The following is a 14111-nucleotide window of genomic DNA, read 5'->3' as shown; positions in this document are numbered from 1 at the left end:
TACAAACTTTCCTATAATGCATGATTTTTGCCATCTTTACAACCAAGCAACAGGAAAATGGGCATAATCAGGAAACAAAGTATTACTTCCTCCTTTATTATATACACCGGCTTTTTTATAGGCGCAATTAATACCTGGCTTTTTACAACCGGCCACTATTTTACCGCGGCAGAATACGGCTTAATAGGCATTCTCCTGAATATAGCCCAATACTTCTTTGCATTGGCCAACCTGGGCACCCTTCCTGTATTATACCGCTTTTATCCTTATTACCGGGATAATCTTCCCCTGCAAAAGCGCGATCTGTTTGGCAAAGCTACCATTATAGCCATCATTGGTTTTGTAGCGGTATGCCTGTGCTCTTTCCTGTTTAAAGACCTGGTAGTAACTAAATTCGGCACCAACTCCCCCCTGCTCATAAAATATTTTTATACCGTTTACCCCCTCAGCTTATTCCTGTTACTGTTTTCCCTGCTGGAAGCACAGGCCTGGAACCACTTTTCATCGGTAGCCGCTAACTTTCAGAAAGAGCTGGTCATGCGGCTGTTCACCTCTTTCCTGATTATCCTGTTCCTGTTTAAGGTATTGAACTACGAAGGTTTTATTAACCTGTTCTCTTTCGTATATGCATTTATTTTCCTGGGGCTGCTGATCTACCTGTACCGCAAAGGACAGATCTCCTTTGCGCTGAAAACCAGCGTGGTTACCCGCCGCCTGCGTAAAAAAATGATCTCCCTGGGCGCCTTTGTTTACATGGTGGCTTTGTTTACCATATTAGCCAAGAACTTCGATAACTTTATTATCAGCAGCGTACTGGGACTTGCACAAAACGGCATCTTTACTTTTGCCTCTTACATTACCTCTACCATGGAAGGGCCGCAACGTGGCCTCATAGCGGTTTCTGTGCCTATTATTGCACAGGCCTGGAAAGATAAGGACATGAAGCGGATAGAAAGCATTTACCGCAAAACCGCGTTGAACATGCTGCTGTTCTCCTGCTTCCTGTTTGGCTTAATATGGCTCAACTATCACAATGCATTTGAGATATTGAACATTAACCGCTCTTACCTGGCAGGACAAAACGTATTGTTATTACTGGGCCTTACCAAAATAGTGGAGCTGGGCACCGGCGTAAATGCACAGATCATTGTAACCTCCCGCTACTGGAAAGTAGACCTGGTTACCACCGCTGCGCTGCTTTGTATCTTAATACCGCTCAATTACCTGCTCATTAAAAAATATGGTATTGACGGTTCTGCAGCAGCCTCGCTCATAGCCTACATCATCTTTAACCTCATACGTTATATATTCATATGGGTGAAGTTTAAGATGCAGCCTTTTACCTGGCGCAATGCCGCGGTGATTGTTATTACCGTGATCGGTTATTGGGTGGCGCATTCCTTCATAAATATGCATTCTGCCCTGCTGGATGCAATAGTGCAATCCACCGTGTATGTGGTTGTTTGCGCAGCACTCATTGTTCCATTAAGGGTATCAGATGATCTGAACCGCCTGTATGCATTGGGCCTGGAACGGGTGAAAAGAGTATTGGGAAGATAAGCCTACAGCGGCTTACGCGCCACTATAATATAATTCAGCGTAAACACATCATCAAAATAACGCTTATCCAGCCAGATGAAGAAACGGTTATAGGGTACAATGAGTTTTAAACGGAGGAACAGCAGCTTAATAATGCGGGACCTTAACGTGCGGTATTTGCGGGTAGAGAGTAATACATTTAACCATAGCTGGCTGATAGCTGCCCATTTGCCCCCATTGGATTTGATCTTTATAACCTCAAACCCGTATTTTTCAAAGAGGAATTTAAGGCCATGTTTGGAGAACCGGAAAAAGTCGTACGGCTCTTCATGCAGCTCCCAGTTAAAAGGAGCCGTGAAAATAGCATGCCCGCCTGGTTTTAATACCCGGAAAGATTCCTTTACCATTCCATGATGGTCAGCCACATGTTCTATTACCTGGGTTGAAAAAACAGTATCAAAAGCCTGGTCACCATAACATAAGTCATTAGCCGGGCACAGGTTATCTACTACATTCAAACTGCTTTGCACAATATCACAGCCAATATAGCTGCTTACCCTGTTTTTGAACAGGTCTTCATAGGGTTTGTTACCGCAGCCTACATCCAGCAGCTGCCCGCTGGCGTATTGGGTGGCTGCTTCCGCAATATCATGGCGTATAAAATGAAGCACCAGATGGTACGGATTGGTAACGGATGATATGCTGGTGCTGGAGAGCCGCTCTATGCCTGCTTCCCGGGAGGTATCAGTCTGCATTTTTCTTCAGATATTTACGTTTGAACATATACCACTTCCAGTTCAGGAATCCCCAGGTGCTGCGCGTCAGGTTTATATGGCGGGTTTTCTTATCCAGCAATGCGGGATGTATACGGGTCAGGTATTGCGGGTTCGTGATCTCCGCTGTTTGCTGCAGCGCAGGATAGCGGCTTAAAGCCTCCTTTTTTACATACAGCAGGGTGTTTTGCTGATACCAGTATTCAACACCTTCCTTTTTCCATAATAAGGGGCGCATAATATCAACCGGCACATAACCTTGTTCTACAAAAAGCCGGGCCCAGTATTCAGGATATTGTTCGTTAATATGATAAGTACCTTCCTGCCCCGGTATGGCCGCGGAAAACAGCACCACATCACTGAGGGAGGTAAGCGTGCTTACAAACTGCCGCGCGCAGCTATCCGGCAAATGCTCTCCTACTTCCATGGAAATAGCCAGGTCATACCGCCGCCCTAAGGATAACGGTTGTTTCAGGTCTTTGAATAAAACCTTATCTGCCGGCACTTTCAGCGTTTCCGGCTTTACATAAGGGCCTTCCACACCCTGGTAATCCTGTATGTTCAGCTCCTCGCTCACTACTTTCAGCCATACGCCGCTGCCGCAGCCCACATCTATTATGTTCTGCGGATGAATAAAACCGTTTACGATCGGCAATACACGCTGTGCAGAGGAATAGGAGTTCTTTTCCAGCAGATCAAAAAAACGGTCGTCATATTTTTGTGCCTCAATCATAGAGAAATCCTTTATACATTTTGTTATCCCTCAGTAAGCGGTTATAGTAAGCAGGAAAGAATTTCTGCAAAAAGAACCGTTTTGCATATCTCCAGGGCTTTTTCTTAATACGGTATAATAACAGCTGCTGGCCAAATGCAAAATCCAGCTGCTCCGGGTATTTTTTAATGAAATATTCCTCAATAGCATTTTGCTTGGCAATGTTGGCATTCAGCGTTCTGATCATAGACTGCTGGTTCACACGGTAGTCAAACAGCACTTCCTCCACATAATGAAAACGGTGCCCCTTAAAAGCTATCCGCAGCCACAGGTCCCAATCCTCGCAGCCCATTATCTTCATATTATCATAATAGCCCACTTCCTCCACAACAGACCGGCGTACTACAGCACAGGCATCAATAAAATTTCCTAACATTAAGCGCTGCAGGTTAAAGGCGCCCGGTTTCCAAATGCCCTTTCTGTCCCCAAAATATTGCGCATCTCCATACACCACCGCCACATCAGGATGCTGATCTAAAATGTTAATGCCATGAGTAAGGTAAGCGGGATAAATGCAGTTGTCTGCATCCAGTGGTAAAAGGTACCGGCCTTTGGCAGCGCGTATGCCTGTGTTACGGGCAGCGCCCAGGCCCTGGTTTTCCTGGAATATCACATGGTACCCCTGGTTGCTGAGCTCCTGCAGGTAGGTATTGGTAGCAGCGTCTGTAGATCCATCGTTGACAATGATCAGCTCATACAGGTCAGCATCACAGGCAGCCAGGCTTTTCAGCGCGTCTTGTAAAAAATGCCCCTGGTTATAGCAGGGTATAATGATCGATACTATTGGATTGCCCATGTTTGCTAGCACGGTTTTATACAGCAGTTGGTAAGCAGCTACACCGCTGTTCTACCACAGTTCCGGATTTCAAAAGTAAAAGTTAAAAGCAGACTATACAAATTTCCGGCCAGTTAGCCTACTCTACCCTGCCACCGCCTGTATAATACTTTGTCCAATACGTTTCATTCAGGTCGCTGATCATTACACCCGCGCTGGTAGAAGCATGTACAAAACGGTCATGGTCCAGGTATACGCCTACATGTGATACCCGCTTCTTTTGCCCGATGCTGAAGAACACCAGGTCCCCTTCCTGCAGCTCACTGCGGGAGCGCAGCTTTTTGGTTTGCTCATACATTTGCTGGGAAGTGCCGCTAAAGCTTTCGCGGAAAACAACAGACAGCAGTGTGCTTACAAAAGCAGAACAATCCACCCCCTCTTTGTTCTTACCACCAAAGCGGTACGGTGTGCCCCACCAGTCTTCAATAAAACCGTACAGGCGGTAATTATTCACCGTTTCCACCGCCACATCCAGCAGCTGGGCATATTTGAACTGCCAGGCCTGTGCATTTTCAATATAGGTGCTGCCGGACGTAAAAGCGCTGCTGTTTAAAGTAGCATATCCGCCGCCTTTAGCGTAAGTGGAGCTGCTGCCCCGGTTCATGCTAATGCCGTCCAGGAACTGCACATTTTGCTTATTGGCCGTGGTAGTGGATTTACCACCGGCCGGTTTTCGTAAAGAGGAACAGGAACTCATTACCCCTACACCCATGAACAGCATTACCCAAAAAGTTCCTTTGCTAAAACCCATAAGCCTTTATTAAAAATTTTCGCCAAGTTAATGATAAAATCCTAATATGTTAATACCTATGCCATACCGCTGGCAGGCAGCATACATTCTCAACTCCGCTAAACGCAGGTTTGTGGAAAAACATTTCATGCCGTGACGATTTTTTATAGGAATTTTACAGCCAGGAGTAACAAACCAGGACAGACCAGATTAGCACATGCAATTCTCTCACTTACACGTACATACGCAATATTCCCTGTTGGATGGGGCCGCAGATATTAAATCATTGTATAAGAAAGCAATGGCCGGCAATATGCCCGCCCTGGCCATTACAGACCATGGTAACATGTTTGGCGTATTCCAGTTTGTGGCAGAGGCATATAACAATAAGCTGAACCCGGCAGACCCAAAGGATAAACGCCTGAAAGTAAAGCCCATTGTGGGCTGTGAGTTTTACGTAGTAGACCATCGCCACAAACGCGCCTTTACCCGGGAAGAAAAAGATATCCGCTACCACCAGGTGCTGCTGGCCAAAAATGAGCAGGGCTACCGCAACCTCATTAAGCTATGCTCTTTAGGTTATATTGAAGGGCTGTACGGTAAATATCCCCGTATTGATAAAGAACTGATCCTGCAGTACCATGAGGGGCTGATAGCCACCACCTGCTGCCTGGGCGCCTCCGTACCTAAAACCATCCTCAAAAAAGGGGAAGATGCCGGAGAAGAGGAATTTAAATGGTGGCTGAATATTTTCGGAGAGGACTTTTACGTGGAAATGCAGCGCCACGGCATCCCGGAGCAGGAGAAAGTGAACGAGGTGCTGCTGCGCTACGCAGCAAAGCACAACGTAAAGATCATTGCGTCCAACGATTCCCATTACGTAGACCAGGAAGATGCCAATGCGCACGACATCCTGCTGTGTATAAACACCGGTGAAAAGAAAGCCACTCCTACCATGAAGGAGTTTGCGGATGATGATGTATCCGTAAAGAACAAACGTTTCGCATTCTATAACGACCAGTTCTATTTCAAGACCACGGAAGAGATGAGTAAGCTCTTTCATGATCTGCCACAGGCCATTGACAATACCCAGGAAATAGTAGATAAAGTAGAGCTGCTGGACCTGAAAAAGGACATCCTGCTGCCCAACTTTCCCATACCTAAGGAGTTTTTTACCCAGGACCAGTACCTGCGCCACATTACCATGGAAGGCGCCCGCCAGCGTTACCAGGAGTGGACGCCGGAAATTGAGGAACGCATCAACTTTGAGCTGCAGGTAATTGAGAACATGGGTTTTGCCGGTTACTTCCTGATTGTATCCGACTTTATTAAAGCCGGCCGCGACCTGGGAGTGTTCATAGGCCCGGGCCGCGGTTCTGCCGCCGGTTCCGCAGTGGCTTATTGCATTGGCATTACCAATATAGATCCCATTAAGTATAACCTCCTGTTCGAACGTTTCCTGAACCCGGAACGTAAGAGCATGCCCGATATTGATACGGACTTTGATGATGAAGGCCGGCAAAAGGTAATTGACTACGTAGTACAGAAATACGGCCGTAACCAGGTAGCGCAGATCATTACCTACGGTACCATGGCCGCTAAAATGAGCATCAAGGACGTAGCCCGCGTAATGGACCTGCCGCTGCCGGAAAGTAACGCCCTGGCCAAGCTGGTGCCGGAAAAACCAGGTATCCAGCTGGACCGTATTTTCAATGCCCCCATTGACGGCGGTGAAAAAAGCCTGTCAGAAAAAGAAGGCCTGGGCGGGGAAGAGCTGGAAAATGTGAGAAAGCTGCGGGAGCTGATCAAAGGCGATGACCTGGCCGGCGAAGTGCTGCGCGAAGCCTGTGTGCTGGAAGGTTCCGTGCGTAACACGGGTATCCACGCCGCCGGTATCATCATTGCCCCCAGGGACCTGTCAGAACTCATCCCCGTATCTACCGCCAAGGATTCTGACCTGCTGGTAACCCAGTTTGAAGGCAGCATTATTGAAAGCGCCGGCGTAATTAAAATGGACTTCCTGGGGCTGAAAACCCTCACCATTATTAAAGGCGCGCTGGAGCTCATTAAACAGAACCACGGGGTAGAAATTGATATAGATTATATTCCGCTGGACGATGCAAAAACCTATGAGCTGTACCAAAAGGGCGAAACCAATGGTACGTTCCAGTTTGAGTCGCCCGGCATGCAAAAATACCTCCGCGAGCTAAAACCAGATAGGTTTGATGACCTGATTGCCATGAACGCCCTGTACCGCCCGGGCCCGCTGGAGTACATTCCTACCTTTATACGCCGTAAGCACGGCCTGGAGCCCGTGCAGTACGATCTGGCAGATATGGAGGAATACCTGAACGATACCTACGGTATTACCGTGTACCAGGAACAGGTGATGCTGCTGAGCCAGAAGCTGGCCGGCTTCTCCAAAGGAGATGCGGACATTCTGCGTAAAGCCATGGGTAAAAAGCAAAAGGCCGTGCTGGATAAAATGAAATCCCAGTTCATGACCGGCTGTGCGGAAAGGGGCCATGATCCCAAGATGTGCGATAAGGTATGGACCGACTGGGAAGCATTTGCCTCTTACGCATTCAACAAATCCCACTCCACCTGTTACGCCTTTGTAGCATACCAGACCGCTTACCTGAAAGCCCACTACCCTGCGGAATATATGTCGGCGGTGCTGAACAACGCCAGCAACATTGAAAAGATCACCTTCTTTATGGAAGAGTGTAAACGCATGGGGCTGGATGTATTGCCGCCGGATGTGAACGAATCCTTCAAAGGTTTTGCAGTAAATAAAAGAGGGCAGGTACGTTTTGGCCTGGCGGGTTTAAAAGGTGTAGGTGAAAATGCTATTGAGAACCTGCTGGAAGAACGTAAGCGGAACGGCGCCTACACCAGCGTATTTGATATGATCAAACGGGTGAACCAGCGGGCGGTGAACAAAAAATCACTGGAAGCCCTGGCCATGTCAGGCGCCCTGGACTGCTTCCCGGCCCTGCACCGTGCACAGTACTTCCATAAGCTGGAAAATGAAACCATGACCGGCCTGGATAAGATCATAAAGTTCGGTAACCAGGTATCTGCCGGCTCGTCATCCGCAGGCAGCCTGTTTGGCGATGAGGATATGCCGGATGTGGAACCGCCTAAGATCCCCCCCTGCGATCCCTGGCCGCTGATCCTGAAGCTGAATAATGAGCGGGATGTAACCGGCATTTACCTATCCGGCCACCCGCTGGATGATTACCGCTTTGAAAGCAAATACTACCACATGAATGCCGTGTCGGAGCTGGTGGAGTACCAGTCGGAGCTTACCATGCCCGGTGGCGGTGGTAAAGGCAAGGAACGCAATTTCCGCCTGGCAGTATATGTAACCAATGCGCAGGAAAGGATCTCCCGCAATAACCGCCAGTTTGGTATTATGACCATTGAGGATTATAGCGGTAAGTTTGAATTTGCCTTGTGGAGCGAGGACTTTATCCGGTTTGCACCTTACCTCAAAAGCGGCCTGTGCCTATTCATAAACGGGGGCTTTAAAGCCAAACGCTTTAATGATGCGGAGTACGAGTTTAAGGTAACCAGCATGCAGCTGCTGCAGGAAGTAAAGAAAACGCATACCAAACAGGTATATCTTACCACCATGCCCAAATTCATAACGCGGGAAGTAGTGGATTTCCTGTGCGATAATGCTACTAAATACCCCGGTAACAGCGAGTTATACCTGCAGCTGATAGACCGGGATAATGAGTGGGCCGTAAAGCTGCATACCTTTAACCGGCATATTGAAATGAATGACGAGTTGGCGCAGTTTTTGGCCAAACAACCTGACATTGAGATCTATGTAGAAACGCCCGGCAGGTAATAACGAATGTTACAACCATTAGTTATCACCCGGTTAGGCAAGAAAGTAGCTGATAGGCAATACCGGCATAGATACAATCAATAAGTAGGGTGTCAAAAATGCAGTAACTTGCGCCTTGGATTGAAAATTGAAGTAGTAGAATATTGTAAAGATGAGGCAATGGAACACGGGAAAGGGTATCATTCAAACACTGAACGTTAGACTTCTTGCTTCAATCCTTTAATTTGAAATCATATAACTTTAAATATATCAAATATGGCTTTAGAATTCACTGATTCAAACTTTCAGACAGAAGTACTGACCTCCGATAAATTAAGTGTAGTTGATTTTTGGGCTGAATGGTGTGGTCCTTGTCGCGCTATAGGTCCGGTTATTGAAGATCTGTCTAAAGATTACGCCGGTAAGGTAAATGTAGGTAAGGTAAATGTGGATCACAATCCGCAGTTATCCATCAACTACGGTATTACCAGCATACCTGCCATCCTGTTCATTAAAGACGGTCAGGTAGTAGACAAGCAGGTGGGCGCGGCTCCCCGCTCAGTACTGGAAAAGAAAATACAGTCACACCTGTAATAGTTTATTTCTATATAAACGCATAAGAAAGCGCTCCGGTTATCCGGGGCGCTTTTGTTTTACGCATGGATCAATTTTTGCTGCCCCTCACCCTGTAAAACTGTCTCCCCATGCAACTCACCCAACATTTCCCCGAACAGGAGTTAAAAGACCTGCTGGAACATACCTGCCAGGCCATTCCCAGAGATCAGCTGCACCTTCCCGGCCCGGATGCTGTAGAGCGGCTGTTCCTGCCCAGTAACCGCCCCCCGCAGGTATTGCGTAACCTGGCAGCCCTGTACGGCCATGGGCGCCTGGCCGGCACCGGTTATGCCTCCATTCTCCCGGTTGACCAGGATATTGAGCACAGCGCAGGCAGCGCCTTTGCTCCCAATCCCATATACTTTGACCCGGAAAACATTCTGAAGCTGGCGGTAGAAGGCGGCTGTAATGCCGTAGCCACCACCTTCGGGCACCTGGCCTTATTCTCCCGCACCTATGCGCATAAAATGCCTTTTATTGTAAAGCTCAATCATAATGAGCTGCTCTCCTATCCCAATAAATACGACCAGGTATTGTTTGGCACCGTAAAAGATGCCTGGAACCTGGGCGCTGCTGCCGTAGGCGCTACCATTTACTTTGGCAGCCAGGAATCTACCCGGCAGATCGTGGAAATAGCACAGGCCTTTGAAGAAGCGCACAGCCTGGGGCTGCCCACCATTTTGTGGTGTTACCTGCGCAATAAAGCCTTTGTAAAAGATGGTAAGGACTATCATACCGCCGCTGATCTCACGGGCCAGGCCATTCACATCGGCGCCACCATACAGGCCGACCTGGTAAAACAAAAGCTCCCGGACCTGAACGGCGGTTTTACTGCTTTGCAGTTTGGCAAATCACACCCGGCTATGTACGATAAGCTTACTACCAATCATCCCATTGATCTGTGCCGCTACCAGGTGCTGAATGGGTATGCCGGCCGTATTGGCCTCATTAATTCCGGCGGGGAATCCAAAGGAGAAAAGGATCTTACGGAAGCCCTGCGCTCCGCCATCATCAACAAACGCGCAGGCGGCACAGGGCTTATCTTAGGCCGCAAAGCATTTCAGCGCCCTTTCAAAGAAGGGGTTCAGCTGCTGAATGCCGTACAGGATGTGTATTTAAATAAGGAGGTTACCGTTGCGTGAGGATCATCGCATGAGCATAAACGTCCCCTTCTGCATCAGCACATTTTTCTCATTGCCATAATACGTATACTGCACTATATACACATACGCGCCCATTGGCTGTAAAACGTCCTTGTAGCGGCCATCCCAGCCGGTTTTCATATCAAGGGTTTCATACAGCAGCTGTCCCCAGCGGTTATAGATCTGCAGGTGATAGCTGCTCACCCCTTTTACTTTAGGACGGAACACATCGTTCTTACCATCTCCGTTGGGAGTAAATGCATTCGGCACATACAGGGAAAGGTTGTAAGACAATAATACATTCACAGTATCTGCCGGTACACAGTTCTTACCGGTTAACGTACGCACAATATACCGGGTGGGATGCATAGGCTGTGCAACAGGCGCAGCGCAGGTTTCGCAGCTCAGCCCTTCGGTGGGCGTCCATATGTAATCCGGTGCATTCACCGCCACCAGCTGTATGGATTCACCGATGTTAATGGTAATATCCCTGTTCAGAATAGTTACCGGCGGCAGGTCCAGGTTATTGATCCGTATAGTTGTATCAGCGGTACAGCCACGGGCATCTGTAATCTGCAGCGTATAATCCCCTTCACCCAGGTTATTCATTAAAGTGGTGTTAACCGGCGCGCTATTCCAGTATACATCATAGGGTGGTGTACCGCCGCTCAGGCGTATATCGGCGCTGCCATTCTGCCGCTTGCACAGCTCATCTTCTTTGGTCACCTGCATAGCCACTGCAACAGGGTCAATAAGCGTTACCAGGAAGCTATCTATACAAACATCATTATGGGTATACACCGTATAAGCGCCGCCACCCAGGTTGTTAAAGGTATTGCCCGTTTGGTAGGATGATCCGTTAATGGCATATTCAAACGGCGGCACGCCCTGCTGCACCTGCACACTGATCGTACCATCTGCCACACCCATACAGCTGGGCATCATCATGCTGCCGGTAGTGTTCAAGATCCGGTTTTGATCCACGCTTACGGTTACCGGTTGGGATACCTCACAGCCCAGCTGATCCTGTACCCTTACCGTATAATTGCCGGCCTGCAGGTTATTAAAAGTATTGCTGCTTACAGGGCCGTTTGCATCCAGGTAATAGCTGTACGGCTGCGTACCCCCGGTAGGCGTTAGTACAATGCTGCCGGTAGGCTGGTTACAATCAATAGCTGTTATTACCGGGTTTAATTGCATTACCTGGCTCATGTTCACCACCACATCATCCTGCGCAGTACAGCCGCCGTTATTCACGGTTACACTGTAGGTGCCGGATTGGCTTACGGTAATTTTTTGCGTGGCAGCGCCGGTGCTCCACTGGTAGCGCAAACCTGCGCCGGCACCGGCATCCAGCTCAACCTCCATACCATCGCACACGGTGTGGTCAGTACCCAGGTTCACTACCGGCGGCGCCAGCACCACAATGGTTTTACAGAACACGCTTGGGGAAGGCAGCAGCTCATCCGCAACCAGGTTAATGGTATAGGTGCCCGGGGCATTATAGCTCACCGCCGGGGGCTGTTGTAATGTGGATGATGGTATGCTGGCATTATTACACCCGCTGAACACCAGCCTTGAAATAGTATTGTTATCTACATTGGTAACAAAAGCATACAGACTATTGCCTTCCCGGAACAGGGTGGAAATACTATGCGGAAAGCTCATACCGCCGCTGCTGCCTAATGATACACCGGATACTGCGCCGGTAATACTTCCCTGAAAATCTATCCTTACCAGGTCGCTGGTACTTTCATTTACGGCCAGGCCATAGATTCTGCCGCAATCATGCAGCACACACAGGTCGCGCGGTTGGTTCAGCACGTTACCCGGGTTGCCCAGGTTCATTGCTGCAGGTGTATTCAGTAATGATGCGCCAAAATCCAGACGGGTAAGCGAATTATTATTGCGGTTAGTGATCAGCACATACCAGTTGCCGTTTTCCTGCAGGGTAAAAATACCGGTGGGAAAATCCAGGTTGCCCAGGTTCCCCAGGTTAGTGCCTACCGGCGGGTTCTGGAAAGTGGTGCCAAAATCAAAACGGGTAATAGTATTGTTATAAGCATTCACGGTAAGGCCATACCAATGGCCGCCTTCCTGGAAAGTGTACAGGTCTGCGGGGTAGTTCAGGTTGCCAATATTGCCCCAGTCAGTGGCCGTGGGCGCCGGGTTAGCAAGGGAAGTGCCCAGGTCCACTTTTACAATTTTAGCAGCGCTGTTTATTCCACCCAGCACAATAACATGCCAGCCATCTGCATCCTGCACAACCTGCACCCCTTCTGTATTAGCAGGAATTATATTGCCAAAGTTCCCGAGGTTGGTAGCCGTAGGCGTGTTTAAAAGGTTGGTACCAAAATCAAGCCTTACAAGATCATTGCGGCCATTGTTGGTTACAAAGCCATAATAGTTATTGCCTTCTTTGGCAGTGGCAATAAATACCGGCCGGTCAAGGGTACCGCCCATGCCGCCCAGGTTAGTGATCTGCGGCGCATTATACAGGCTGCCCGAGCAAAAGTTCCAGTAATAGGTGCTGGCGCCGGTAGTAGTATTGGTAATATTCACCGGCGCATTTACGCATACCGTATCCGGCGCTGTAAAGCTGGCAGCAGCGGGCGTTACAGGCCGGGGCAGCACTTCAATGGTTTTACAGAAGGCGCCCTGTGTGGCTAAGCCTTCATCTGTAATAAGGTTAATAGTATAGGTGCCCGGGGCGTTGTAAAAATAGGATGGCGGCTGTTGCAGCGTGGACGACGGTATACTGGCATTGGTACAGTTACTGAACTCTACTCTTGCAAGTGTGTTATTATGCGCATTCACAATAAACGCAAACAAACTGTTACTTTCCCTGAAAAGCGTGGAAATGGAGTGAGGAAAGCTTAAGTTGGCGCTGTTACCTAATGATACGCCGGATACATTGCTCGTAATGTTACCACTAAAATCCAATCGTACAATATCGTTGGAATTGGCATTCACAGCCAGGCCAAATATCTTCCCGCAATCATGCAATATGCTCAGGTCCCTGGGCGCATTCAAAGTATTATCGGGGTTACCCAGGTTTACAGCTGTTGGTGTGTTCAGCAGCGAACTGCCAAAATCCCAGCGGCTAATAGTGTTGGACTGCATATTAGTTATAAATACATGCCAGCTGCCATTATCCTGTGTGGCAAATATGCCATCCGGGTAATCCAGGTTACCTAAATTCCCCAGGTTTACACCCGTAGGAGGATTCTGAAATGAAGTTCCAAAATCAAAACGGGTAACCGTATTATTATAGGCATTTACGGTAAAGCCATACCATTGGTTATTCTCCTTTGTTATAAAAAGATCATGGGGGTAATCCAGGTTACCTATATTACCCCAGTTTATACCAGTAGGGCTGTTATTAGCCAGCGAAGGACCAAAATCAACTTTTGATATAGCCGATCCCGGAAGCGGGCCTCCGACAACCAGCACATGCCACCCGTCAGCATCCGCTACTACCTGCAATCCTTCTGTACTCACAGGGATTGCACCGCCTACCGTTCCAAGATTGGTAACTACAGGCGTATTCAATAAGCTGTTACCAAAATAAAGTTTTACCAGGATAGGGCTGGAAGCGCTGTTATTAGTAAAAAAAGCATAATAATCATTGCCTTCTTTGGCGATAGCTATGAATACCGGCACATCCATGCCTGGTATACTTCCCAGGTTGGTGATCTGCGGCGGATTATACAGGCTGCCGGGGCAAAAGTTCCAGAACCAGGTGGTGGCGCCGGCAGTAGTATTGGTGATGTTAACAGGGTCGTTTACATAAACCGTATTAGAGGCTGTAAAAGAGGTTTGGGCCTGTACATACATATGGGTTAATAGGCAGCACAATATAGTGCT

The 14111-nt window shown here is 48.3% G+C and carries 9 protein-coding genes; 4 read left to right on the top strand and 5 right to left on the bottom strand.

From position 1 onward, the window contains the following. Window positions 1-57 precede the first annotated feature (57 nt). Entirely contained in the window at window positions 58-1560 is a 1503-nt protein-coding gene (locus KVT36_RS03415) for a lipopolysaccharide biosynthesis protein (protein WP_217602099.1), read from the top strand. A gap of 2 nt (window positions 1561-1562) precedes the next feature. Here the strand turns inward: KVT36_RS03415 and KVT36_RS03410 are convergent, their stop codons facing one another. From KVT36_RS03410 to KVT36_RS03395, 4 genes are all read right to left on the bottom strand, one after another. Beyond that, the gene (locus KVT36_RS03410; protein ID WP_217602098.1) at window positions 1563-2294 is read right to left on the bottom strand and encodes a class I SAM-dependent methyltransferase; all 732 of its coding nucleotides are present in this window, start codon (window positions 2292-2294) and stop codon (window positions 1563-1565) included. After that, window positions 2284-3045, bottom strand: coding sequence for a methyltransferase domain-containing protein (locus KVT36_RS03405; protein WP_217602097.1), 762 nt, complete (start codon window positions 3043-3045; stop codon window positions 2284-2286). Before KVT36_RS03405 ends, KVT36_RS03410 begins: the two co-directional genes overlap by 11 nt. Continuing rightward, a complete protein-coding gene (locus KVT36_RS03400) occupies window positions 3038-3880 on the bottom strand; it encodes a glycosyltransferase family A protein (RefSeq protein ID WP_217602096.1) in 843 nt (280 codons plus the stop codon). The genes KVT36_RS03405 and KVT36_RS03400 overlap by 8 nt, the downstream gene beginning before the upstream one ends. A gap of 118 nt (window positions 3881-3998) precedes the next feature. Next, window positions 3999-4670 (bottom strand): C40 family peptidase, encoded by a 672-nt coding sequence (locus tag KVT36_RS03395; RefSeq protein WP_217602095.1) that lies wholly within the window; start codon window positions 4668-4670, stop codon window positions 3999-4001. Window positions 4671-4866: 196 nt separating this feature from the next. On the opposite strand from KVT36_RS03395, the gene dnaE reads away from it, so the two are divergent. The 3 genes from dnaE to KVT36_RS03380 all read left to right on the top strand — a co-directional run bounded on the left by dnaE (window position 4867) and on the right by KVT36_RS03380 (window position 10244). Beyond that, window positions 4867-8508 carry a DNA polymerase III subunit alpha gene (gene dnaE, locus KVT36_RS03390; RefSeq protein ID WP_217602094.1) on the top strand — a complete coding sequence of 1214 codons (3642 nt, stop codon included), beginning with the start codon at window positions 4867-4869 and terminating at the stop codon, window positions 8506-8508. A 255-nt stretch (window positions 8509-8763) separates the two neighbouring features. Then, the gene (gene trxA / locus KVT36_RS03385; protein WP_089909655.1) at window positions 8764-9081 is read left to right on the top strand and encodes a thioredoxin; all 318 of its coding nucleotides are present in this window, start codon (window positions 8764-8766) and stop codon (window positions 9079-9081) included. 110 nt (window positions 9082-9191) lie between these two features. Beyond that, complete coding sequence (locus KVT36_RS03380) at window positions 9192-10244, top strand: class I fructose-bisphosphate aldolase (protein ID WP_217602093.1); 1053 nt, start codon at window positions 9192-9194, stop codon at window positions 10242-10244. Window positions 10245-10247: 3 nt separating this feature from the next. Here KVT36_RS03380 and KVT36_RS03375 read toward each other — a convergent pair whose 3' ends face one another. Beyond that, on the bottom strand, window positions 10248-14081 hold the full coding sequence (locus KVT36_RS03375) for a gliding motility-associated C-terminal domain-containing protein (protein WP_217602092.1): 3834 nt from the start codon (window positions 14079-14081) through the stop codon (window positions 10248-10250). Window positions 14082-14111 lie beyond the last annotated feature (30 nt).

The organism is Chitinophaga sp. GbtcB8 (assembly GCF_019091455.1).
GTDB lineage: Bacteria > Bacteroidota > Bacteroidia > Chitinophagales > Chitinophagaceae > Chitinophaga.
The sequence above is the reverse complement of the archived record's forward strand: the minus strand, read 5'-3'. Positions and strand labels throughout refer to the sequence as shown.

Excerpts from the sequence above, each read along its gene's own strand:
- KVT36_RS03415 (WP_217602099.1), top strand. The coding sequence starts at position 58 with ATGGGCATAATCAGGAAACAAAGTATTACTTCCTCCTTTATTATATAC.
- KVT36_RS03410 (WP_217602098.1), bottom strand. The coding sequence starts at position 2,294 with ATGCAGACTGATACCTCCCGGGAAGCAGGCATAGAGCGGCTCTCCAGC.
- KVT36_RS03405 (WP_217602097.1), bottom strand. The coding sequence starts at position 3,045 with ATGATTGAGGCACAAAAATATGACGACCGTTTTTTTGATCTGCTGGAA.
- KVT36_RS03400 (WP_217602096.1), bottom strand. The coding sequence starts at position 3,880 with ATGGGCAATCCAATAGTATCGATCATTATACCCTGCTATAACCAGGGG.
- KVT36_RS03395 (WP_217602095.1), bottom strand. The coding sequence starts at position 4,670 with ATGGGTTTTAGCAAAGGAACTTTTTGGGTAATGCTGTTCATGGGTGTA.
- dnaE (WP_217602094.1), top strand. The coding sequence starts at position 4,867 with ATGCAATTCTCTCACTTACACGTACATACGCAATATTCCCTGTTGGAT.
- trxA (WP_089909655.1), top strand. The coding sequence starts at position 8,764 with ATGGCTTTAGAATTCACTGATTCAAACTTTCAGACAGAAGTACTGACC.
- KVT36_RS03380 (WP_217602093.1), top strand. The coding sequence starts at position 9,192 with ATGCAACTCACCCAACATTTCCCCGAACAGGAGTTAAAAGACCTGCTG.
- KVT36_RS03375 (WP_217602092.1), bottom strand. The coding sequence starts at position 14,081 with ATGTATGTACAGGCCCAAACCTCTTTTACAGCCTCTAATACGGTTTAT.